The organism is Arthrobacter sp. FW305-BF8, assembly GCF_021789315.1.
GTDB lineage: Bacteria > Actinomycetota > Actinomycetes > Actinomycetales > Micrococcaceae > Arthrobacter.
Genome location: NZ_CP084561.1, coordinates 2,653,238 through 2,675,924 on the forward strand (window position 1 = coordinate 2,653,238; position 22,687 = coordinate 2,675,924).

At 66.4% G+C, this 22,687-nt stretch carries 23 protein-coding genes; 20 read left to right on the forward strand and 3 right to left on the reverse strand.

Annotation, left to right across the window (positions count from 1 at the left end; translation table 11 throughout):
• Window positions 1-85 precede the first annotated feature (85 nt).
• Together LFT45_RS11785 and LFT45_RS11790 are read left to right on the forward strand one after the other, a co-directional pair.
• Entirely contained in the window at window positions 86-1,390 is a 1,305-nt protein-coding gene (locus tag LFT45_RS11785; protein WP_236803382.1) for a M20/M25/M40 family metallo-hydrolase, read from the forward strand.
• 27 nt (window positions 1,391-1,417) lie between these two features.
• Entirely contained in the window at window positions 1,418-2,578 is a 1,161-nt protein-coding gene (locus LFT45_RS11790; protein ID WP_236809318.1) for an acyl-CoA dehydrogenase family protein, read from the forward strand.
• Between the two features lie 90 nt (window positions 2,579-2,668).
• Here LFT45_RS11790 and LFT45_RS11795 read toward each other — a convergent pair whose 3' ends face one another.
• Entirely contained in the window at window positions 2,669-2,902 is a 234-nt protein-coding gene (locus LFT45_RS11795) for a DUF5703 family protein (RefSeq protein WP_111904805.1), read from the reverse strand.
• A gap of 39 nt (window positions 2,903-2,941) precedes the next feature.
• Between LFT45_RS11795 and LFT45_RS11800 the strand changes: the two genes are divergently transcribed.
• Window positions 2,942-3,220, forward strand: a complete 279-nt coding sequence (locus LFT45_RS11800) for a hypothetical protein (RefSeq protein WP_111904806.1) — start codon at window positions 2,942-2,944, stop codon at window positions 3,218-3,220.
• Between the two features lie 23 nt (window positions 3,221-3,243).
• On the opposite strand, the gene LFT45_RS11805 is transcribed toward LFT45_RS11800, so the two are convergent.
• Window positions 3,244-4,182 (reverse strand): aldo/keto reductase, encoded by a 939-nt coding sequence (locus LFT45_RS11805; RefSeq protein ID WP_236803383.1) that lies wholly within the window; start codon window positions 4,180-4,182, stop codon window positions 3,244-3,246.
• 50 nt (window positions 4,183-4,232) lie between these two features.
• Between LFT45_RS11805 and LFT45_RS11810 the strand changes: the two genes are divergently transcribed.
• Entirely contained in the window at window positions 4,233-5,066 is an 834-nt protein-coding gene (locus tag LFT45_RS11810) for an undecaprenyl-diphosphate phosphatase (RefSeq protein ID WP_111904808.1), read from the forward strand.
• 15 nt (window positions 5,067-5,081) lie between these two features.
• On the forward strand, window positions 5,082-6,365 hold the full coding sequence (gene mshC / locus LFT45_RS11815) for a cysteine--1-D-myo-inosityl 2-amino-2-deoxy-alpha-D-glucopyranoside ligase (protein WP_236803384.1): 1,284 nt from the start codon (window positions 5,082-5,084) through the stop codon (window positions 6,363-6,365).
• Between the two features lie 96 nt (window positions 6,366-6,461).
• Here the strand turns inward: mshC and LFT45_RS11820 are convergent, their stop codons facing one another.
• On the reverse strand, window positions 6,462-7,367 hold the full coding sequence (locus tag LFT45_RS11820; RefSeq protein ID WP_190605384.1) for a PAC2 family protein: 906 nt from the start codon (window positions 7,365-7,367) through the stop codon (window positions 6,462-6,464).
• Window positions 7,368-7,580: 213 nt separating this feature from the next.
• Here LFT45_RS11820 and LFT45_RS11825 point away from each other — a divergent pair, with 213 nt between their 5' ends.
• The 15 genes from LFT45_RS11825 (at window position 7,581) to tatC (ending at window position 22,683) form a co-directional block, all read left to right on the forward strand.
• A complete protein-coding gene (locus LFT45_RS11825; protein WP_236803385.1) occupies window positions 7,581-8,309 on the forward strand; it encodes an HAD family hydrolase in 729 nt (242 codons plus the stop codon).
• 12 nt (window positions 8,310-8,321) lie between these two features.
• Window positions 8,322-9,491 carry a site-2 protease family protein gene (locus tag LFT45_RS11830; RefSeq protein WP_236803386.1) on the forward strand — a complete coding sequence of 390 codons (1,170 nt, stop codon included), beginning with the start codon at window positions 8,322-8,324 and terminating at the stop codon, window positions 9,489-9,491.
• Window positions 9,492-9,621: 130 nt separating this feature from the next.
• Window positions 9,622-10,689, forward strand: coding sequence for a tRNA (adenine-N1)-methyltransferase (locus LFT45_RS11835; RefSeq protein WP_236803387.1), 1,068 nt, complete (start codon window positions 9,622-9,624; stop codon window positions 10,687-10,689).
• 82 nt (window positions 10,690-10,771) lie between these two features.
• Window positions 10,772-12,517 (forward strand): proteasome ATPase, encoded by a 1,746-nt coding sequence (gene arc / locus LFT45_RS11840; protein WP_236803388.1) that lies wholly within the window; start codon window positions 10,772-10,774, stop codon window positions 12,515-12,517.
• Between the two features lie 50 nt (window positions 12,518-12,567).
• The gene (gene dop / locus LFT45_RS11845; protein WP_236809319.1) at window positions 12,568-14,187 is read left to right on the forward strand and encodes a depupylase/deamidase Dop; all 1,620 of its coding nucleotides are present in this window, start codon (window positions 12,568-12,570) and stop codon (window positions 14,185-14,187) included.
• 84 nt (window positions 14,188-14,271) lie between these two features.
• Complete coding sequence (locus LFT45_RS11850; protein ID WP_076802936.1) at window positions 14,272-14,472, forward strand: ubiquitin-like protein Pup; 201 nt, start codon at window positions 14,272-14,274, stop codon at window positions 14,470-14,472.
• An 84-nt stretch (window positions 14,473-14,556) separates the two neighbouring features.
• Window positions 14,557-15,378: a proteasome subunit beta gene (prcB, locus tag LFT45_RS11855; protein WP_236803389.1), complete on the forward strand. Its 822-nt coding sequence runs from the start codon at window positions 14,557-14,559 to the stop codon at window positions 15,376-15,378.
• 1 nt (window position 15,379) lies between these two features.
• Complete coding sequence (prcA, locus tag LFT45_RS11860; RefSeq protein ID WP_236803390.1) at window positions 15,380-16,087, forward strand: proteasome subunit alpha; 708 nt, start codon at window positions 15,380-15,382, stop codon at window positions 16,085-16,087.
• A 1-nt stretch (window position 16,088) separates the two neighbouring features.
• Window positions 16,089-17,453 carry a Pup--protein ligase gene (gene pafA, locus LFT45_RS11865; RefSeq protein ID WP_236803391.1) on the forward strand — a complete coding sequence of 455 codons (1,365 nt, stop codon included), beginning with the start codon at window positions 16,089-16,091 and terminating at the stop codon, window positions 17,451-17,453.
• A gap of 113 nt (window positions 17,454-17,566) precedes the next feature.
• Complete coding sequence (locus LFT45_RS11870) at window positions 17,567-18,496, forward strand: FKBP-type peptidyl-prolyl cis-trans isomerase (RefSeq protein WP_236803392.1); 930 nt, start codon at window positions 17,567-17,569, stop codon at window positions 18,494-18,496.
• A 49-nt stretch (window positions 18,497-18,545) separates the two neighbouring features.
• Window positions 18,546-18,941, forward strand: a complete 396-nt coding sequence (locus tag LFT45_RS11875) for an FKBP-type peptidyl-prolyl cis-trans isomerase (RefSeq protein ID WP_236803393.1) — start codon at window positions 18,546-18,548, stop codon at window positions 18,939-18,941.
• A 160-nt stretch (window positions 18,942-19,101) separates the two neighbouring features.
• A complete protein-coding gene (locus LFT45_RS11880) occupies window positions 19,102-21,111 on the forward strand; it encodes a helix-turn-helix transcriptional regulator (RefSeq protein WP_236803394.1) in 2,010 nt (669 codons plus the stop codon).
• Between the two features lie 58 nt (window positions 21,112-21,169).
• Entirely contained in the window at window positions 21,170-21,535 is a 366-nt protein-coding gene (locus tag LFT45_RS11885; protein WP_236803395.1) for an alkaline shock response membrane anchor protein AmaP, read from the forward strand.
• A 35-nt stretch (window positions 21,536-21,570) separates the two neighbouring features.
• Complete coding sequence (tatA, locus tag LFT45_RS11890; RefSeq protein WP_111904819.1) at window positions 21,571-21,840, forward strand: Sec-independent protein translocase subunit TatA; 270 nt, start codon at window positions 21,571-21,573, stop codon at window positions 21,838-21,840.
• 48 nt (window positions 21,841-21,888) lie between these two features.
• Window positions 21,889-22,683, forward strand: coding sequence for a twin-arginine translocase subunit TatC (tatC, locus tag LFT45_RS11895; protein WP_236809321.1), 795 nt, complete (start codon window positions 21,889-21,891; stop codon window positions 22,681-22,683).
• Window positions 22,684-22,687 lie beyond the last annotated feature (4 nt).

Consider the following 22,687-nt stretch of genomic DNA (forward strand, 5'->3'; position numbering starts at 1 on the left):
GGTAGGCTGAACCTGGGTGTTCCGGCGGCCATAATCCGCCACAACCCGCACGAATCCGCGTTTTTCCCGCTATTAGGAGTGATCAATGACACAGATCCGGCCAGAGGATGAAGTCGTCAGCATCTGCCAGGAGCTCATCCGCATCGATTCATCCAACTACGGGGATGGTTCGGGTCCCGGCGAACGTGCCGCGGCCGAATACACCGCCGGCCTGATCAGCGAGGTGGGGCTGGACGCGGAAGTCTTCGAGTCGGAACCAGGCCGGGCCAGCGTGGTTACCCGCATGGCGGGGGAGGACCCCTCCGCAAGCGCCCTCGTGGTCCACGGCCACCTGGACGTGGTGCCCGCCCTCCGTGAGCAGTGGTCTGTGGACCCGTTTGGTGCCGAGCTCAAGGACGGGCTGATCTGGGGCCGCGGCGCGGTGGACATGAAGGACATGGACGCCATGATCCTGTCCGTCCTGAGGGACTTTGCCCGCACTGGCCGCAAGCCGAAGCGGGACATCATCTTCGCGTTCTTCGCGGACGAGGAAGCCGGCGGCGTTCACGGTTCCCAGTTTGCGGTGAAGCACCGGCCCGAGCTGTTCGAGGGGGCCACGGAGGCCATCTCCGAAGTGGGCGGATTCTCCGCCACCATCGGCGGCCAGCGCACGTACCTCCTCCAGACGGCGGAGAAGGGCATCTCGTGGCTGCGCCTCGTGGCCCACGGCCGCGCCGGCCACGGGTCCCAGATCAGCACGGACAACGCCATTACGCGGCTCGCGGCCGCCGTGACCCGCATCGGCGAGTACGAGTGGCCCATCGAGCTGACGGCCACTACACGCCAGTTCCTCGACGGAGTCACGGAACTAACCGGCGTCGAGTTTGATCCCGACAACCCCGACAGGCTGCTGAAGGAACTGGGCACTGTGGCGCGCTTCGTGGGCGCCACGCTGCAGAACACCTCCAACCCGACGCTCCTGAGGGGCGGCTACAAGCACAACGTCATTCCCGAATCGGCCGAGGCGCTGGTGGACTGCCGGACCCTGCCGGGCCAGCAGGAGCACGTCCTGGAGGTCGTCCGTGAACTGGCGGGCAGCGGCGTCGACGTCAGCTACGTCCATCAGGATGTCTCCCTGGAAGTTCCGTTCTCCGGCAACCTCGTCGACTCGATGATCGACGCGCTGCACTCCGAGGACCCCGGCGCGAAGGTCCTGCCCTACACGCTGTCCGGCGGAACCGACAACAAGGCGCTCAGCAAGCTCGGCATCACAGGCTATGGCTTCGCGCCTCTGCAGCTGCCGGACGACCTCGACTTTACCGGCATGTTCCACGGCGTTGACGAGCGCGTCCCGGCCGATTCGTTGAAGTTCGGCGCACGCGTCCTGAACACGCTGCTCACGAACTACTGAGGGACGCGAGTGGACCCCCAAACACCCCTGGACGCCGAACGGCTGCTGCCTGATGACCTGCTCGAACGGATCCGGGGGAGAGCGGCGGGATACGACGAGCGGAACAGCTTCTTCACGGAGGACCTCGAGGAACTGGCCGCCGCCGGGTACCTGTTGCTTTTCGTGCCGGAGGCCGACGGCGGGGCCGGCCTTGGACTGGAGGCTGCGGTCCGCTGCCAACGGCGGTTGGCGACGGCGGCCCCGGCCACCGCGCTGGCCGTCAACATGCACCTGGTCTGGACCGGGGTGGCGCGCGTCCTGGCCGAACGCGGCGACTCTTCCCTGGACTTCGTGCTGCAGGAAGCGGCGGCGGGGGAGATCTTCGCCTTCGGCAACTCCGAGGCCGGCAACGACTCCGTTCTTTTCGATTCGCTGACGGAGGCCAAGCCCCTGGGGGACGGCAGCTACTCGTTCACGGGCACCAAGATCTTCACGAGCCTTTCGCCGGCCTGGACGCGCTTGGGCATCTTCGGGAAGGACCCGGCCGCGCGGGAGGGTGAAGGTGAACTGGTGCACGGCTTCATCCGGCGGGACACAGCCGGCTACCGGATCCGGGAGGACTGGAACACGCTGGGCATGCGCGCCAGCCAGTCCAACACCACCATTCTGGACGGCGCAGTTGTCCCGCCCGGCCGCATCTTCCGAAAGCTTCCGGTGGGGCCCAACGCGGATCCCCTTATTTTCGCCATCTTCGCGTGCTTTGAAACGCTGCTTGCCGGCGTCTACGCGGGCATCGGGGAACGGGCCCTGGTGCTGGCCGTGGACGCCGCCAAGCGCAGGACATCATTCAAGAATGGGGGCCGGAGCCTGGCCCAGGACCCCGATATCCGCTGGAAGGTGGCCGAGGCAGCCCTCGCCATGGACGCCCTGTACCCCCAGCTTTCCGTGGTGGCCGGCGATGTGGACCGGCTGGCGGACCACGGCAGCCAGTGGTTTCCGAAGCTCGTGGGCGTCAAGATCCGAGCGACGGAAACGGCGCGGACGGTGGTGGACCTTGCCGTCCGGGTCTCCGGGGGATCCAGCTACTTCAGGGGGTCGGAACTGGAACGCCTGTACCGTGACGTCCTGGCCGGGATGTTCCACCCCTCGGACGACGAGTCGGCGCACAACACCGTTGCCAACGCCTGGCTGGGCCCGCTCGAAGAATGACCGCAGCGTTCACCGGCTCGGACACCTGAAGCAGGCAGCACGAAAGTGGGCGCACGCCATCGAAGGCGCGCGCCCACCCGCCCAAGCGGCCTAGGCCGTGCGCTGCACCTGGGTGACCCGGCGGCGAAGCCAGAAGCGCCTGCCCCCGCCCACATAGAGCCTGCTGCGCTCGAGTTCCCACTTGCCGTACTCCGAATGTTCCACGAGCCGGCGCCGGGCTTCGGGCAGGGAATCCTCAGGACCGACGGTCAATACGAGGTACTCGTATTGCCGGGCATAGTCCCGTTCCCGCAGGACCGAGCTGGTCAGAAAATGTTCCTTCATTGCTCTCCATTTTCGTCCTTTTCCCGCTAACGTGAAGGCATGAGCATCGATCCGCGTGTCGCGCTTCAGTCCCTGACTGCCGCCTTGGAAGAACATCTTGCAGCCGCCTCAGCCCGCCGCGGGGATGGTGACCCTTCGGTGGAGGCGGCATTCTTTGCAGTTGCCGATGCCTTCGAAGTCTACGAGGACGCCCTCTATGAGGCCTACAACGAAGTGACGCCGCTCCAGGTGTTCGATGACGAGGAAGACGAAGAAGAAGACAGCGAAGTGGATGACGAGGATCTGGAAATCGTCGAGGAGAGACCCGGCTCGGTTTAGATCCCGGCGGGATCCGGGCCCGGCTAAGCCAGGCTGCTGGAGACATCCTCCAGGGCACGTGCTATTTCCGCCGGCAGCGGCGTGAGCTGGGCATCCAGGATTTCCTTGAGCTGGACCGGCGTGCGCGCGCCCACGATGGCCGTCGCCACCCCGTGCCGGGACAGCAGCCAGCTCAGCGCAACGTCCAGGGAGGACCGACCCAGGCCGCGGGCGGCCATGGCAACAGCTTCGACCACCTGCGACGCGGGCTGCTCGAGGTAGGGCTCCACGTAGGTGGCCAGCCGTGTACCCGCTGCCCTGGAATCGGAAGGCACATGCCCGCGATACTTGCCGGTGAGCACGCCACGGCCCAGCGGCGCCCACGCCATCAGTCCCAGGCCCGCATCCTCGACGGCGGGAACCAGTTCCGCCTCGGGCTTGCGGCGCAGCAGTGAATACTCGGACTGGTTGGCGACGAGCGGGAACCCGGCGACCGCGGCCGCCTTGGCGGTCTGCCAGCCGTTGTAGTTGGCGATTCCCGCATAGCGTGCCCGTCCGCTGCGGACGGCGAAGTCAAGCGCGGACAACGTCTCCTCAAGCGGGACGTTGGGGTCCCACGCCTGGGCGAGCCAGAGGTCGACGTAGTCGGTGCCGAGGCGCGCCAGGCTGGCTTCCAGCCCGGACAGCATCGCGTTGCGTGATGCGTCCACCCGCTGCCGCCCGTCCGACGGCGACACCCCGGCTTTGGTGGAGATGACCACTTCCGTGCGGGACACGACGTCGCCGAGCATCGACCCAAGCATGGCTTCGGCCTGGCCGTCGGCGTAGGAGGCCGCGGTATCCACGAGGGTTCCGCCGGCGTCCACGAACGTGCGCAGCAGCTCCGAGGCATCCTGCTCGTCCGTTTCACGGGACCAGGACATTGTGCCCAGGGAGAGGGATGACGCGCGGAGCCCACTGTTGCCTATGTAACGCTGCTGCATAGCAGTTAGCTTACGGGGAAACCACCCGCATCATGACGTAGGGTCTTAGCGTGAACTGGATTGAAGCGGCCCTGCTGGGTCTTGTGCAGGGACTGACCGAATTCCTACCTATTTCATCGAGCGCCCACCTCCGGATCGTGGGCTCTTTCCTGCCGAACGCGGCTGACCCCGGCGCGGCCTTCACCGCCATCACGCAGCTCGGCACCGAGACCGCCGTGATCGTCTACTTCTGGCGGGACATCGTCCGGATCGTAAAGGCCTGGTTCGGCTCCCTGTCCGGACGGGTCTCCCGCCAGGACCCCGACGCACGGATGGGCTGGCTGGTGATCCTGGGCAGCCTGCCCATCATCGTCCTGGGCCTCCTGTTCCAGGACCAGATCGAATCCGTCCTGCGAAGCCTCTGGATCGTAGCCACCATGCTCATCGTCTTCGGCCTCATCCTGGCCGTGGCCGACGCCATCGGCAAGCAGGACCGCGACCTCTCCGGGCTCACCTACAAGCATGGCATCCTCTACGGCTTCGCCCAGGCCATGGCCTTGATTCCCGGGGTTTCGCGCTCCGGCGGCACCATCACCGCGGGTCTTCTCATGGGGTACACCCGTGAAGCGGCGGCCCGGTACTCCTTCCTCCTCGCCATCCCGGCGGTCTTCGGCAGCGGCCTCTACCAGCTGTTCAAGGTGGTCGCCAAGGACGGAGCGAGCGGCCCGTTCGGACTGGGGGAGACGGCCCTGGCAACAGTGATCGCCTTCGTCGTCGGCTACGTCATCATCGGGTGGTTCCTGAAGTTCATCTCAACGCGCAGCTACCGGCTGTTTGTCTGGTACCGCATCTTCCTTGGCCTCGCCCTGTACCTCCTGCTCGGTTTCAATGTCATCAGCGCCTAGCACTAGGCTTGGTCTGTGAAGTCCTGGATCTCCCGCCCCGTGCCTGTCCTGCCGGGGGAAATGCCCGCGCTCCGACTGTTCGACACAACCGCACAGCGCGCCGTAACCCTGAATGCCGATGGCGAAAAATCGATGTATGTCTGCGGGATCACCCCGTATGACGCCACCCATATGGGACACGCCGCCAGCTACGTCGCGTTCGACCTGCTGAACCGTGCCTGGCGCGACGCCGGCCAGCAGGTTGCGTACGTCCAGAACGTCACCGACGTCGACGACCCGCTGCTGGAACGTGCCGAGGCCACCGGCGTTGACTGGCGCGAGCTGGCGGAGAGCCAAATCGAGCTTTTCCGCACTGATATGCAAGCCCTCAACGTCATCGCCCCCGATCACTACGTGGGCGCCGTCGAAGCCATGCCGCTGATCGTCCCCGCGATTGAACGGCTCCTGCGCCAGGGGCTGGCCTACCGGGTTAACGGCACCCCGGGTGAGCCCGACGGCGATGTCTACTACGACGTCGAGGCAGCCAGCAAGCACGCCGTCGGCGTGGACGCCTGGACCCTCGGAGCCGTCTCCGGACTTCCGGAAGCCGAAATGCTTGAACTGTTCGCCGAGCGCGGCGGCGACCCCGGCCGGGCCGGCAAGCGCCAGGCCCTCGACCCGCTGCTGTGGCGCGTGGCCCGCGACGGCGAACCCAGCTGGCCCGGCGGCGAGCTGGGGGAGGGCCGGCCCGGCTGGCACATCGAATGCACCGTCATCGCCCAGAAGTACCTGCCCGCGCCCTTCACCGTGCAGGGCGGCGGCTCGGACCTGGTTTTCCCGCACCACGAGATGGGGGCCGGGCACGCGTACTCGCTCTCCGGTGTCCCGCTGGCCGAGCACTTCGCCCACGCGGGCATGGTGGGACTGGACGGCGAAAAGATGTCCAAGTCCAAGGGCAACCTGGTCCTGGTCTCCAAGCTGCGCGCTGCGGGTGAAGAACCCGCGGCCATCCGGCTTGCCATCCTGGCGCACCACTACCGGTCCGACTGGTCCTGGACGGCGGAAGGCTTCGACGAGGCCAAGGCACGCCTGGAACGGTGGCGTTCAGCCTTGGCGGCGGCGCCGGCCGTGACCGCCGCGGAACTGATCGGGCAGATGCGCGAGGCCCTGGCCAACGACCTCGACGCGCCCGCGGCCCTGGCCGCCGTCGACCGGTGGGCAGAGCGCACCCTTAACAACGCCAGCGACAACGAAGCGTCTGAAGCAGACCAGGCCCTGGTGCGCGACGCCGTCAACGCCCTTCTCGGCGTCGAACTCTAAACGTCGGTTTAGACGGTTCCCTGCCCACACGACGTTCCGCAACGTCTTGCGGGCGGGGAACCGTCGAAGCGGCGCGGGCGCCGGTTCTGCTAACGCCTAGGGCTTGTCCTTGCCCCGCCGCTTCAGGTAGCGCTCAAACTCGCGCGCAATCGATTCGCCGCTGGCCTCGGGCAGGTCGGCGGTGTCCTTCGCTTCCTCCAGCTGCCGCACATAGGCTGCTATTTCGGGGTCCTCGGTGGCCAGCTCGTTGACGCCCCGCTCCCACGCCTCGGCCTCCTCAGCCAGCTCGTGTGTGTCCAGCGGCACCTGGAGCAGTTCCTCGATGCGGTGCAGGAGCGCCAGCTGCGCCTTGGGTGACGGGGCCTGTGCAACGTAATGCGGCACCGCTGCCCAGAGGGAGACGGTGGGAATGCCGGCCAGCAGGGATACCTCGGACAGCACGCCGACGATCCCCACGGGTCCCTCATACTGCGAGGCTTCGAGATTCAGCCGTTCCCGCAGCACGCTGTCGTCCGTGGAGGTACTGACCGGAATGGGGCGGCTATGCGGCACATCGGCCAGCAGCGCGCCGACGAGGACGACGTAATCCACATGAAGCGCCTCGGCGTGCACAAGCAGTTCCGCTGTATATGCACGCCACTTGTAGGACGGTTCGGTGCCCTGGATGAAAATCACGTCAACGTTGGTGCCGGGGGCGCTGGCCTTGTAGATCCGGGTGGACGGCCACTTGATCTTGCGTTCTCCGGAGGCCGTGCGGCGGACCGTGGGCCGGGTGAACTGGAAGTCGTAGTACTCGTCGGCATCTATGGAGGCGACCTTCTTCCCGCCCCACAGTTTGTTGAGGTAACGGAGCGCGTCACTGGCGGCTTCCCCCGCGTCATTCCAGCCCTCGAACGCAGCCAGCATCACAGTAATACGCTGGCCCTCGGGAACAGGCTGCAGCAGCTGCTCCGTCTCAGGCGCTGTGCCCGGTTCGTTGGTGTCTCCGTCAAAGCTGTTCATCCCTTCACCCTACGTCCACAGGTGTTGCTGTTGCATAGAACGAACCGCCGCAGATCCGGACAAACTCCACGTCCGCGCAGGTCATCCCGCCGGTTACCCCTGCTGATCATCCCTGCGCGTCATCCCTGGCGGGTCATGCGCGGATATTCGCCGACGGCGTAGGGCCGTGGCCCGCGGCAGGGCGCCGCCGGGCGGCCCGGTACAGTGGAAAGCATGGAATCTGCCGCCACTCAGCCCTTGCTCAAAGCCGTTTTATGGGACATGGACGGCACCATCGTTGACACAGAACCGTACTGGATCGAAGCCGAACACAACCTTGTCGAGTCGTACGGGGGGACATGGTCGCACGAACAGGCCATGCAGCTCGTAGGGCAATCACTGGTCCACTCGGCCGGCATCCTCCAGCGGGCCGGCGTGCGCCTGGAGATCCGCGAGATCATCGACACCCTTACGGGCCAGGTCATCAGCCGCGTCCGGGAGAACGTGCCGTGGCGCCCGGGGGCCCGGGAACTGCTGGATGAACTTTTCACCGCCGGCGTGCGTTGTGCCCTTGTGACCATGTCAGAGGCGCCGCTGGCCCGCGAGATCGTGGCGAGCCTTCCCCGGCCCTACTTCGAGTTCCTCGTTACCGGCGACACCGTAACCCAGGGCAAACCGCACCCGGAGGCCTATCTCAAGGCTGTGGACCTGCTGAAGCAGCAGGACCCTGAGCTCACCGTCGATCACTGCGTGGCGCTGGAGGACTCGGAACCGGGTGCTGCCGCGGCCGTGGCATCGGGCGCCGTGACCGTGGCCATTCCGCACCTCGTGCCGCTGCCGGACGATGGCCGCAGAACCACATGGGATAGCCTCGCAGACCGCACCGTGGCCGAACTCGAGGAGCTGGTCAGGCTCCGTCTCGGCTCGCGCGAGCCGGCGACAGCCTTCGAGAACGTCAACTAAGGAGCCCGGAACGTGTCTGATCCCGCGGGATCCGGTCAGCAGCCCCCGAACGTGCAGACCAAGAACAGCCGCCGCGAGGGTATACCGCTCGGCAGGATCGCCGGCATTCCCATCGTCCTGGCCTACTCCTGGTTCATCATTGCTGCCTTCACGGTGATTGCGTACGGACCGGTGCTGCAGCATGGCACCCCTTCTTTGGGCATCGGCGCGTACTACGTGGCCTTCGCCTACGCGCTGCTGCTCCTGCTGTCAGTGCTCGTCCATGAGCTCGCGCACGCGCTGACCGCAAAGATCTACGGCTGGCCCAGCGAGAAGATCGTGCTCAACCTCTGGGGCGGCCACACCCAGTTTGAAAGCTTCACCGCCACCCCCGGGCGGTCCGTGCTGGTGGCCATGGCCGGCCCCGCCGCCAACTTCGTGCTGGCAGGGGCGGCTTGGCTGGTGATCTCCTCGGGCGGCCTGTCCGGCGTAGCGGACACCCTCCTGAACATCTTCTTCTGGGCGAACCTCGTGATCGGCATCTTCAACGTGCTGCCCGGGCTGCCGCTGGATGGCGGCCGCCTGGTGGAATCCGCCGTCTGGAAGGCCACCGGCAGCCACGCCAAAGGCACCGTCGCGGCCGGCTGGGGCGGGCGTATCATCGTCATCGCCCTGGGGCTATGGTTCATTGTCCTGCCGCTGCTCAGCGGAGGCGCCCCGGACACCAGCATGCTGCTCGTTACTATCCTGGTGGGCGGATTCCTGTGGATGGGCGCTTCCGCCTCGATCCAGCAGGGCCGCCTGCGCAGCCGGCTCCACCTGGTGAGCGCCGCCGCATTGGCCGAACCCGCCGTCGGGCTTCCCGATGCCGGGAGCGTCAGCGACGTCCTCCGGGTATCAGCAGGCGGGCGGACTGCCGTCGTGCTCTGCGGTCCCGACGGCAGGCCCAGCGGCGTGGTAGACCCGGCGGCCCTGGCCGCGGTACCCGCCGCCGTGGCCGGCACCACCCCCGCCGGAGCGGTGGCTTACCCGCTCGGCGCCGGCGCGTATGTGCCGGAATGGTCCAAAGGCCAGGAGCTGCTCCAGTACCTGGCACAGCTCGAGGGACACGACTACGCGGTTGTTGACCACAACGGCCGGGTCACCGGCCTGCTTCGGCAGTCCACCGTGGTGACCGCCATAACAGGCAAGGCCCCCCGCTAAAACACGCGCCGGCAGGGCCAGAACCGGTAGAGTTACGTGCCGGTCGTGAAATCGGCAGCGGGTGCACGGCGCCCTGCCGGACCGCCACGGTGCACGCCAACACAGCTTTCACAGGAGCGAGGACACAGTCATGAGCAGCGAATCTGCCGCCAACGGAACCAGCACGGGCCTTTCCTCCGGCACTGCAGCCGGCACGGCGGACCAGCCGGCCGGCGCTGCCCGGCGGCGCGGCCCCTTCCGGGAAGGCGAACGGGTCCAGCTGACGGATGAGCGCGGCCGCATGAATACCATCAGCCTCGAGGCCGGCGGAGCCTTCCACACCCACCGCGGCTTCCTCAACCACGATGACATCATCGGCAAGGTTGACGGCTCGGTGGTGGTCAACAACGTCGGGCAGCAGTACCAGACGCTGCGCCCGCTGCTGTCCGACTTCGTCCTCTCCATGCCCCGCGGCGCCGCCGTCGTCTACCCCAAGGACGCCGCACAGATCGTCACCATGGCTGACATCTTCCCCGGGGCCCGGGTGGTGGAGGCAGGCGTTGGCTCAGGCGCACTCTCCATCTCGCTGCTGCGCGCTGTGGGGGACCAGGGCTACCTGCACTCCTTCGAACGGCGCGAGGAATTCGCCGCCATTGCCCGTGGCAACGTGGAAACCATCTTCGGCGGCCCGCACCCGGCCTGGCAGATCTCCCTGGGCGACTTCCAGGATGAAGTGGTCCGCACCGAAGAGCCGGGCTCCATCGACCGCGTGGTCCTGGACATGCTGGCCCCCTGGGAATGCCTGGACGCAGTGGCGACCGTCCTGGCCCCCGGCGGCGTGTGGATCAACTACGTTGCCACCGTCACCCAGCTCTCCCGCACGGCCGAGGCCATCCGCGCTGACGGCCGGTTCACCGAACCGGACGCCTGGGAATCCATGGTCCGCGGCTGGCACCTCGAAGGACTCGCCGTGCGCCCTGACCACCGCATGGTCGCCCACACGGGCTTCTTGCTGGTGACCCGGCGGCTCGCCGACGGCGTCACCGGCATCTCCGTTAAGCGGCGTCCGTCCAAGACCGATTTCAACGAAGAGGACGTCAACGCCTGGACACCGGGCGCCGTGGGGGAACGCCTGGTCTCGGACAAAAAGCTGCGCCGTGCGGCCCGGGACGCGATCGCGGGGACAAACGTGAAGGACGAACCGGAGATCACAAACTAGTCCGTATTTCGGATGTCGTCGGCTCTACCAGCCAACTTGGGGCTATCGTCTTAAGAAGAGCGCAGGAAGGGGCTGATGCATCATGGAGACGCCAAACAAGGACTCCGTGCCTACGCCGGCTGAACAGGCTGGTGCCAACGAACTGTCTGTCGCGGACCGGCAGGTCAATATCCTCAGGGACAAACTGAGGCATATCGACCGCCAGCTGGCAGCTGCCACGCAGAACAACACCAAGCTCGTGGCAATGCTGGAAACTGCCAAGGCCGAAATACTCCGGCTGAAGAACGCCCTGGACCAGGAGGGGCAGCCGCCGTACAGCTTTGGCACCGTCCTCCAGCTGAACCCGCGCCGGCTGGCTGCCGGCAGCGGCCAGGCGGTCACCGAGGAATCGGTGGACATCTTCAACGCCGGGCGCAAAATGCGGGTTGGCATCAGCCCCCTGGTCAACATCAACCAGCTGGCCGTGGGCCAGGAGGTCCTCCTCAACGAGGCGCTCCTGGTGGTGGCCGGCCTCGGCTACGAGCGCGCGGGCGAACTCGTCACGCTCAAGGAACTGCTCGGCCCGGACCGCGCCCTGGTGCTGGGCCGTGCGGACGAAGAGCGCGTCATCAGGCTCGCCGGCCCGCTCCTGGGCGAAAAGCTGCGGGTAGGAGATGCCCTCTCCATCGATTCGCGCACCGGATACGCCCTCGAGAAGGTCCCGCGGTCCGAAGTTGAGAACCTCGTCCTGGAGGAAGTCCCGGACATCACCTACGAGGACATCGGCGGACTCGGCCCGCAGATCGAACAGATCCGGGACGCCATCGAGCTGCCGTTCCTGCATCCGGACCTGTACCGCGAGCACGGCCTCAAGGCCCCCAAGGGCATCCTGCTCTACGGCCCGCCGGGCTGCGGCAAGACCCTAATCGCCAAGGCGGTGGCCAACTCCCTGGCCGCGCGCGCCGCGGAACGCTCGGGCAATATCGACCTGAAGAGCTACTTCCTAAATATCAAGGGACCCGAACTCCTCGACAAGTACGTCGGCGAGACCGAACGCCACATCCGGCTGATCTTCTCCCGGGCCCGCGAAAAGGCCTCGGACGGCAGCCCCGTTGTGGTCTTCTTCGACGAGATGGATTCGCTCTTCCGCACCCGCGGCACGGGCATCTCCTCCGACGTCGAAACCACGATTGTGCCGCAGCTGCTGAGCGAGATCGACGGCGTGGAGCGGCTGGACAACGTGATTGTCATCGGCGCCTCCAACCGTGAGGACATGATCGACCCAGCCATCCTGCGCCCCGGCCGCCTGGATGTTAAGGTCAAGATCCAGCGTCCCGACGCCGAGGCCGCGGCGGATATCTTCAGGAAATACATCACCCCGGACCTGCCGTTCCACGAGGATGACCTGGTGGAGCACGACGGCGATGTCCAGGAGACCGTCGACGCCATGGTCCAGCGCACCGTGGAATCGATGTACTCGACGGAGAAGTCCAACGAGTTCCTGGAAGTCACCTACGCCAACGGCGACACCGAGATGCTGTACTTCAAGGACTTCAACTCCGGGGCCGTGGTCCAGAACGTCGTGGACCGCGCCAAGAAGTACGCCATCAAGGACCTCCTGACGACGCAGCAGAAGGGCCTGCGCATCGACCACCTGCTGCGCGCCGTCGTCGATGAGTTCCGCGAGCACGAGGACATGCCCAACACCACCAACCCGGATGACTGGGCACGCATTTCCGGCAAGAAGGGTGAGCGCATCACGTACATCCGCACCATCGTCCAGGGCAAAGCCGGCCAGGAGCCCGGCAAATCCATCGAAACCATGCCCAGCACGGGCCAGTACCTGTGACGGCCGGCTCCGAGTCGGTGCTGGGAGGTGGCCTGCCGGTTGGCGGCGCCATGCGGGTCATGGGTTCGGAAACCGAATACGGGATTCACGCGCCGGCTGCTCCGGGCGCCAATGCCACCATGATGTCCGCCCGGGTGGTCCAGGCTTACGCCCAGGTCACCCGGCTCCGGGCTGCGGGCGGCGCCGAGACCCGCTGGGACTACACGGACGAGGAGCCGCTGCACGACGCCCGCGGCTGGACGCTTGAGCGCGGACAGGCCCACCCGAGCCAGCTGACGGACCAGCCGCCTGTGCTGGACGCCGAGGCGGTGGCGCTTGCCTACGGGCGTGAGGAACTTGAGCTGGACGGCGAGGACGAATCGGGCTCGCTGCTGATGAATATGGTGCTCGGCAACGGGGCGAGGCTTTACGTGGACCACGCACACCCCGAGTACTCCAGCCCGGAGGTCACCAACCCCGCGGCCGCAGTGGCCTGGGACGCGGCCGGCGACCTCGTGGGACTGGCCGCGGTCCGCAGGCTGGCCAGCGACACCGAGCTGCCCGCCGTCAACCTCTATAAGAACAACACCGACAATAAGTCCGTGTCATACGGGTCCCACGAAAACTACCTGATGCCGCGGTCCGTCCCGTTCGGCGACATTGTCCGCGGGCTGACCCCCTTTTTCGTGTCGCGGCAGATCATCTGCGGCTCGGGGCGCGTGGGCATGGCCCAGGACGGCTCCCGGTCTGGTTACCAGATCAGCCAGCGGGCGGACTTCTTCGAGGCGGAGGTGGGGCTCGAAACCACTATCCGGCGTCCCATCATCAATACCCGCGACGAGCCGCATGCAACGGCGGACAAGTACCGGCGGCTGCACGTCATCATCGGCGACGCCAACCTGAGCCAGGTGTCCAACTACCTGAAGTTCGGCACCACCGCCATGGTGCTGAGCCTGATCGAGGCGGGCCTCGCCCCACGGATCGAGGTGCACGAGCCGGTGGCCGCGCTGCAGGCCATAAGCCACGACACCACCCTGACCACCACGGTCAGGCTGCAGGACGGCCGCCGGGTGACGGCCCTTGACCTGCAATGGATGTACCACGAGGCCGCCGCCAAGCTGGCGCAGGACACGGGAGTCTCGGACGCCGTCGACGGCGACGGCCATACACACGCCGTGCTGGAGCGGTGGGCCACCACCCTGACGCAGCTGGACAGCGACCGCTCTGCCGCCGCCACGTCGGTGGAGTGGCTGGCCAAGCTGTCCATCCTGGAGGGCTACCGCCAGCGCGACGGGCTCCAGTGGGATGACGCCCGGCTGGGCCTGGTCGATCTTCAATGGTCTGACCTCCGGCCCGAAAAAGGGCTCTACTACCGTCTGCTCTCCCGGAACAGGATGCAACGGATCGTGGACGACGCCGACATTGCCGCCGCGGTGACGGAACCGCCGTCGGACACCCGGGCATACTTCCGCGGACGCTGCGTCAGCAGCTTCAGCAAGGACGTGGTGGGGGCCAGCTGGGACTCGGTGATCTTCGACGTGCCGGGCTACGGAAGGCTGCAGCGCGTGCCCACCCGGGAGCCGCTGCGGGGCACGAAGGCGCTCACAGGAGGGCTGTTTGCCAGGCACCGCGAGGCGGGTTCGTTCCTTGCGGAACTGCTCGGAACGGCACCGGCTCCGCCACCGGCATAATGCACCCCGCAAGGGCCCTTTGCGTGGCAATATGGGCATACAGGATGTCCCTCCGGAGTGGGGGACTGGATGAAGGAGAAGGACATGGCAGGCCAGGAGCAGCAGCAGCCACAGCCACGGGACACCGAGGTCGAGGAAGAGGTCCCCGTACCGCCGGCGCCAGCAGAAGGACAGGCATCCGCCTCGACCCAGGGTGTTGACGATCTCCTCGACGAGATCGACGGCGTCCTGGAGTCCAACGCGGAGGAATTCGTCCGGGCGTTCGTGCAAAAGGGCGGCCAGTAGACCGGCAGCCACGCCACCCGCACCGGGCACGGAAGCCACAGCTACCGGACAGCCGCTGAATTATGACGTTGAAGGAGTGCACCAGTGCAGGAGACAACAGCCAACAAGGTAGCCGCCCACGCGACGTCGTCGTTCACTGAGCATCTCCAACGAGACCGTCCGGAACTGCTTCCCCAATACGCACCATTTGCTGCCGGCACAGCCGCCGGCACGCCGCCCGCCGTGCCCCACGCCACCACCATCGTGGCCATGACCTATGCCGGCGGCATCGTGATGGCTGGCGACCGCCGCGCCACCATGGGCAACATCATCGCCAGCCGGCACATCGAAAAGGTCTTTCCCGCCGACCAGTACTCTGTAGTCGGCATCGCCGGCACGGCAGGCATCGCGATCGACCTGACCCGCCTGTTCCAGGTGGAGCTGGAGCACTACGAAAAGATCGAAGGCACCCCGCTGAGCCTGGAGGGCAAGGCGAACCGGCTGGGAGCCATGATCCGCGGCAACCTGCCGATGGCCCTGCAGGGCCTGGCCGTGGTCCCGCTGTTCGCTGGCTTTGACGCTGCCGCGGGAGCGGGGCGGCTCTTCTCCTACGACGTGACCGGCGGCCGTTACGAGGAACAGGAACACCACGCTGTGGGCTCCGGATCAATGTTCGCCCGCGGCGCACTCAAGAAGCTTTGGCGGCCCAACCTGCCCGAGGACGAAGCCATCGCCGTCGCGGTGGAGTCCCTCTACGACGCCGCCGACGACGACTCCGCCACCGGCGGCCCCGACCCCGTGCGGCAGCTGTGGCCCGTCGTGTATGCCGTCAACCGGGCCGGCGCCCGCCGGGTCTCGGAGCGGGAACTCGCCACCATGGCCGGAAACATCATCGAGTCACGGGCAGCAGCCCGGAGGGAGGCCTGATATGACACAGCAGTTCTATGTCTCTCCCGAGCAGCTGATGAAGGACCGTGCGGATTTCGCACGGAAGGGCATCGCCCGCGGACGGTCCGTGATCGTGGTCAGCTGCGAGGACGGCATTGCCCTCGTGGCCGAGAACCCGTCACCGTCGCTGCACAAGATCGGCGAGATCTACGACAAGATCGCCTTCGCCGCGGTGGGGAAGTACAACGAGTTTGAGAGCCTCCGCCAGGCCGGGGTGCGCTATGCAGACGTCCGCGGCTATTCCTACGACCGCGAGGACGTCACGGCCAGGGGACTGGCCAGCGTCTATGCCCAGAGCCTGGGTGCCGTCTTCACCGCGGAGCAAAAGCCGTTCGAGGTGGAACTGGCCGTAGCAGAGGTAGGAGCCAGCCAGGACCTCGACCATCTCTACCGCCTCACGTTCGACGGCTCCATCGCGGACGAGCACAACTTCATCGTGATGGGCGGCCAGGCGGACAAGGTGTCCGGAGCGATCGAGGGCGGCTGGCAGCGGGACCTGTCCTTCGCGGCCGCGATCCGGCTCGCCGTCCGGGGACTCGTGACGGACAACGAGGCACCCGACCTGCCGGCCAAGGCCTTGGAAGTGGCGGTGCTGGACCGCAGTTCGGAAAGCAGCAGGGGGACGCGGAGGGCTTTCCGCAGGTTGTCCGACCAGGACGTTGTGGAACTGCTGGCTGAGGAGAGCTGACATGGACAAGAGGATTTTCGGCATCGAAACCGAATTCGGGATTTCCTACTCGAGCCCGGACTCCCGGCCCCTGGCACCCGAGGAAGTGGCCCGCTACCTGTTCCGCAAGGTGGTCAGCTGGGGCCGGTCCTCCAACGTGTTCCTCACCAACGGGTCCCGCCTGTACCTCGACGTGGGCTCCCACCCGGAATACGCCACCGCGGAATGCGACGACCTCGCCCAGCTGATCGCCCATGACCGCGCCGGGGAGCTCATCCTGGACGACCTCGTGGACGAGGCCCAGTCCAGGCTTGCCGCCGAGGGCTTCAACGGGACGGTGTACCTGTTCAAGAACAACACCGATTCCGCAGGCAACTCGTACGGCAGCCACGAGAACTACCTCATTCCGCGCCGCGGCGAGTTCACCCGGCTGGCCGAGATCCTCATCCCGTTCCTCGTCACCCGCCAGCTCATCGCCGGTGCCGGCAAGATCCTGAAGACGCCGCACGGGGCTACCTACGCGTTTTCGCAGCGGGCGGACCACATCTGGGAGGGCGTGTCCTCGGCCACCACCCGTTCCCGGCCGATCATCAACACCCGCGACGAGCCCCATGCCGACGCGGAGTTCTACCGCCGGCTCCATGTGATCGTGGGCGACTCCAACATGTCCGAGACCACGGCGCTGCTCAAGGTGGGCACCGTGGACCTCATCCTGCGCATGATTGAGGCCGGCGTGATCATGCGGGACATGCGGATGGAAAACCCCATCCGCAGCATCCGGGAGATCTCCCATGACCTGAGCGGCCGCGCGCTGGTCCGCCTCGCCAACGGCCGCCAGCTCACCGCTCTGGAGATCCAGCAGGAGTACCTCAGCAAGGTCACGGCGTTCGTCGAGGAAAACGGCGCCCACAACCCGCATGTGTCGCTGATCCTGGACCTGTGGGGGCGGACGTTGCGCGCCATCGAAAGCGGCGACACCAGCACCATCGACACCGAAATCGACTGGGCCATCAAGAAGAAGCTCATGGACAGTTACCGCAGGCGCCACGGCCTGGGCCTGGACGCCCCCAGGATCGCGCAGCTGGACCTCACTTACCACGACATCTCCCGTTCCCGCGGCCTGTATTACCTGCTCCAGTCCCGCGGCGCCGTTCGCCGGGTGACCGAAGAGACGGCCATCAAGGACGCCGTGGACGCCCCGCCGCAGACCACCCGGGCCAAGCTGCGCGGCGATTTCGTCCGCAAGGCGCAGGAACTGGGCCGGGACTACACCGTGGACTGGGTCCACCTGAAGCTCAACGACCGCGCGCACCAGACCATTTTGTGCAAGGACCCGTTCCGCAACGTTGACGAGCGGGTTGATGCCCTTCTGGACTCTATGGGCTGATACCCAGCTTTCCGCGTTACTCTGGAAGAGGCCGTTCTGCGGTCCTGACTGCCTTGCCGTGTGCGGCACCTCCACCGGCAGGGCATCCACCTTGCCCCGACGAAAGTTCTTACGTGCGCCGACTACTAGCAATCCTTCTTCCCGCGCTGCTTCTGCTGACCGCCTGCGGTGGCCAGGAGCCAGCAGCCCCGGAACCGACCAGCCAGTCCGCGGGTGACACCGCCAAGTTCGACTCGCTCAAGCTGACGGACAACGGTGACAAGAAAGCCCCCAAGGTCGAATTCACCAAGCCGCTGGACGTTGCCGAACCCACCGTCAAGGTTGTCACGGAAGGCGGCGGGGACCGCGTCAAGGCCAACCAGATTGCCGAGATTTCCGTCCTTGCCCTCAACGCCAAGGACGGTTCCACGCTGGACGACAGCTTCCCCCGCGATCCCGAGCCCATTGAACTGAACGACAAACTCAAGACCGGCAGCGCGATCGTCTACAACGCGTTCGTTGGCGCCAAGGTGGGCTCACAGCTCGCCCTCGCCGTACCGGGCAAGGCAGCGGCTGAAGGCCAGGCTGCCCAGCCGACGCAGCTCCTGATCATCAAGGTGATCTCGGCCAAGGAGGCCCCGAAGGTCCTGGAGAAGCCTGAAGGCGATCCGGTCACCCCGCCGGCGGGCCTTCCCACCGTCACCGAGAAGGACGGCATCCCGGAGATCTCGGTCAAGGGAGTGGCGGCCCCCAAGAAGCTCATCGCCCAGGACCTGATCAAGGGCAAGGGCGCCGCCGTCAAGGCCACGGACACCCTGACGGTCAACTACGTCGGCGTGGCCCTGGCCAGCGGCAAGAAGTTCGACTCCAGCTTTGACCGCAAAGAGCCGGCCTCGTTCGCGCTGAACCAGGTCATCAAGGGCTGGACCCAGGGCCTGGCCGGCAAGACTGTCGGCTCCCGCGTTCTGCTCGTCATCCCCAAGGATCTCGCCTACGGCGACTCCGGCCAGGGTGACGCCAAGGGCGACCTCGTGTTCGTCGTCGACATCCTCGGTGTTAAATAAGCAAAGCGTCGAGTAAGCAACTCAAACACCACCAGCAGAAGGAGCAACCATGTCATTTGGCCAGCGCAAAATCGACCGTGAAAAGCCGGAAATCGAGTTCCCCGAAGGCCCCGTGCCTACGGAACTCGTCATCACGGACATCGTTGAGGGCGACGGCCCCGAGGCCAAGGCCGGCGACACCGTGTCCACCCACTACGTCGGTGTGGCCTGGTCCACCGGCGAAGAGTTCGACGCATCCTGGGGCCGGGGAGCCCCGCTCGACTTCCGCGTCGGCGTCGGCCAGGTCATCCAGGGCTGGGACCAGGGGCTGCTCGGCATGAAGGTCGGCGGACGCCGCCGCCTTGAGATCCCCTCGGAGCTGGCTTACGGCTCACGCGGTGCCGGCGGAGCCATCGGCCCGAATGAGGCCCTGATCTTCGTCGTGGACCTGGTGGGCGTCCGCTAGTCCCCACCGGCTCGCTGCCCCTCGCAGGCTCCAGGGCTGGGGCCCACGCCGGCGGGGGCCAGCACCGAACTGCGGAAGCGCGGTAACAATCGGAAGGATTTTCCGGATTGTTGCCGCGCTTTCGCGTTTTTGCCGGAACGGCTTTAGTAACGTAACGAGGGTGTCCGCCCAACGTACTGAACGCCTGCTGAACCTCCTGATCGCCCTGCTGAACTCGCGGTACGGCCTCCGGCGCAGTGAGCTGCGGGAGAAAATCTATGCCGGCGGCGCGGCCAGCGACGCCGCCTTTGGCCGCATGTTCGAACGCGACAAGAACGACCTTCGAGACTTCGGCTTCGACGTCGAGACGGTCACGGACCTGGGCTGGAGTTCGGACGATCCCGGCACCACGCGGTACCGGATCGGCAAGGAATCCAACCGCCTCCCGGATGTGGAGCTGACCCCGGACGAATGGGCGGTCCTGCTGCTGGCTTCGCAGCTGTGGGAGCAGGCGGCGCTGGGCACGGCGGCGAGCAACGCGCTACGCAAACTTCAGGCGGCGGGCGGCCTGGTCGACGTCGAACTTCCGGCGGGCGTGCAGCCGCGCATCAAGCCCGCCGGGCAGGCGTTCGAGGACCTCGTCACCGCCATGCACGCCCAGCACGCCGTCCAGTTCCTCTACCTGGCCGGCAGCACGGGGCGGGAAGAGGAGCGCGTCGTTGAACCGTGGGGCCTCGGCAGCCGCTTCGGACAGTGGTACCTCGTGGGCTTTGACCGCGGCCGCGGCGCCAAGCGCTTCTTCCGGCTGTCACGCTTCACGTCCGCCGTGACAATTCTGGAGCGGGAGGCCTTCACCCCGCCCGCCGGTTTCAACGTGCGTGCCGACCTGGACAGCCTTCCCGAGCTCCCGGTCAGGGCCGCCGTCGTGGACGTCCGCAGCAGCAAGCTGCTGGGCCTGCGCAAGCGCGCCGCCGAGGCTACTGTGTCCCGGGACGCGGACCGGGAAGCGTCCCGGGGTAAGGAGGCCGACGCCGGGTGGGACCGGCTGACCGTCCCCTACCGTGACGCTGAGGTGCTCGGGGAGGAGCTGGCCTCCTACGGGCCGAACGTCAGGGTGGTCGGCCCAACGGAACTGTCCGCCGCCGTGCAGCGCCGCCTGGAGAACGCCGCCGCCTTCATCGACGCCCCGGTGCCGCCTTATTCGTTCGCGCATGCCGGGTCGGGAAAACGGACCCGCAAGCGCACGTCGGAGGACCAGCTCAAGCGGATGCTGCAGCTTGTCCCGTTCCTGGTCCGCAACCAAGGCCTGCCCATCGAGGAGGTCGCCGACAGGTTCGGGGTGACCCGGCAGGAACTGGAGGGCGATCTGCTGATCCTGATCTGTTCCGGTCTGCCGCAGGGATACCCCGACGAGCTGCTGGACATCCAGTGGGAGGAAGGGCACGTGTTCATCAGCCAGTCCATGGAGCTGAACCGGCCGGTCCGCTTCACCGTGGACGAGGCCTGCGCGCTGCTCACGGGCCTCGAGACCCTGAACGGCCTGCCCGAGCTGGCCGAGGGCAGCGCCCTGGAATCGGTGACGCTCAAGCTGATGGCCGCCGCGGGGGAGGAGGGGCTCCGTGCCGCTGCCCTCTCCGGGCCGGAGGTGGGCCCCGGCAACTCGGCCGACCTCGAGGTTATCCGGGACGCGATTGAATCAGGGTCCCAGCTGCACCTCGTCTACCTTTCCGCGCAGAAGGACACCCTGTCGGAGCGGGACGTGGATCCGCTGCGCCTCTACTCCATGGACAACACCTGGTACTTCGAGGCCTACTGCCATTCGGCGGCCGGGCTGCGGAATTTCCGGCTGGACCGGATCGAGGGCCTCACCCCCACCGGAAAGCCGGTCTCGTCCGGCATGAAGCCCGACGGCGGGTTCCCGGCAAAGCTGTTCACCCCCAATGACGACGACACCCTGGTCACCGTCCAGCTCACCGCGCGCGGTGCCGGGCTCGCGGACGATTACTATGCCGAGCGGACAGCGCCGTTGCCGGACGGGGGCCTGGTGGCCGAGATCCGGTTCGGCAACACGGCATGGCTCCCCATGTTTGTGGCCCAGCACGGCGGGACGGCACGGATCCTGGAACCTGAGTCGCTTGCCCGCGCCTCGCGGGACTGGATCGCGGCGGCCCTGGCCCAGTACAAGGGCTAGCCGGCACAACGGCTGGCCCGTACAACAGTTAACCTGTCCGGCAGTTAGACTACTCAGCATGCCTTGGTGGTCCTGGATTCTTATTTGGGTGGCGCTTGTGTCACTGTCGCTGCTGTTCTTCGTGCTCATGGGCGTTCGCCTGTTCCGCCAGTTCATGGCAACGGTCAAGGAGCTCGGCGAAGCGGGCGACAAACTCACCAGCCTTCCGGTTGCGGCGGCAGCGTCCGCGGGCGCGGACCCGTTGCCTGGCCCGTACGCCGTCGGGGTGGCGCCGGGCATGGCGCCTTTTGCCTCGCCGCACCAGATGCAGCATGATTACCACGCTTCCAAAGAGGCCCGCAGGGAGGCCCGGCGCCAGCGCCGGGTCCGCCGGAAGACCGATCGGGGCCAGCCCCAGCGGCTGCGCGACATCGAATTCAGATAAACGTAGGATGTAGCTAAACGAAAGGAACACCCACCATGAGGCTTGAAGGCTGGCATCTCATCATCATCATCGTCCTGGCTTTGGTGCTCTTCGCTGCACCGAAACTTCCCGGCATGGCCCGGAGCCTCGGCCAGTCGATGCGCATTTTCAAGTCGGAAGTCCGCGAAATGAAAAAGGACGGAGCCCCTGAAGCCAAGGACGGCTCGGATCCCGTCGAAGGCACCGTGGTCAATCACCCGCGTTCCGCCGCCACGGACAACCGTCCCGCAGACGGGAACGACGTTCCGCCGCCCAACCGCGCCTAGGATTTCGTGGCACTGACCATGAGTCGTCAATCCAACCCTGAGGGACGGATGGCTCTGCTGGACCATCTGCGCGAACTCAGGAACCGGCTGTTCAAATCCGCCATTGCCGTTGTGCTCGCCACAGTTGCGGGTTTCCTGGTCTACCAGCCCATGCTCGCGGCCCTGATCAAACCGATCAAGGACCTCAACGAGAGCGAGGGCCGGCAGGCGTCACTCAACTTCGACGGCGTGGCGAGCTCCTTCGATCTGATGATCCAGGTGTCGGTGTTCCTGGGATTGATCCTGGCCAGCCCGGTCTGGCTGTACCAGCTCTGGGCGTTCATCGTCCCCGGACTGCACAAGAAGGAACGCCGGCTGGCGTTGTCCTTCGTGGCGGCCGCAGTGCCGCTCTTCATCGGCGGCGTGACGATGGCATGGCTTGTCCTGCCCAATGCAGTCCGGGTCCTCACCGACTTCACGCCCTCCGGCGGGTCCAACTTCATCAGCGCGCAGGTCTACCTGTCCTTTGTGCTGCGGTTGCTGCTGGCGTTCGGCATCGCCTTCCTGCTCCCTGTTGTCCTGGTCGGGCTGAACCTCGCCGGAATCCTCCGCGGGGAGCAGCTCATCAAGAGTTGGCGCATCACAGTGTTCCTTGTCTGCCTGTTCGCAGCCATGGCCGCCCCCGGCGGCGACGCGATGAGCATGTTCTACCTTGCCGGCCCCATGCTCCTGCTCTTCTTCCTGGCCATCGGCCTGTGCGTCCTGAACGACCGCCGGCGGGCACGCCGGGCAGTGAAGCGCGCCGCTGAGACAGAGGCCACAGCCGATATCGGAACTCCGAGCAGCGAGCTGAAGAATCTCTAGGCAC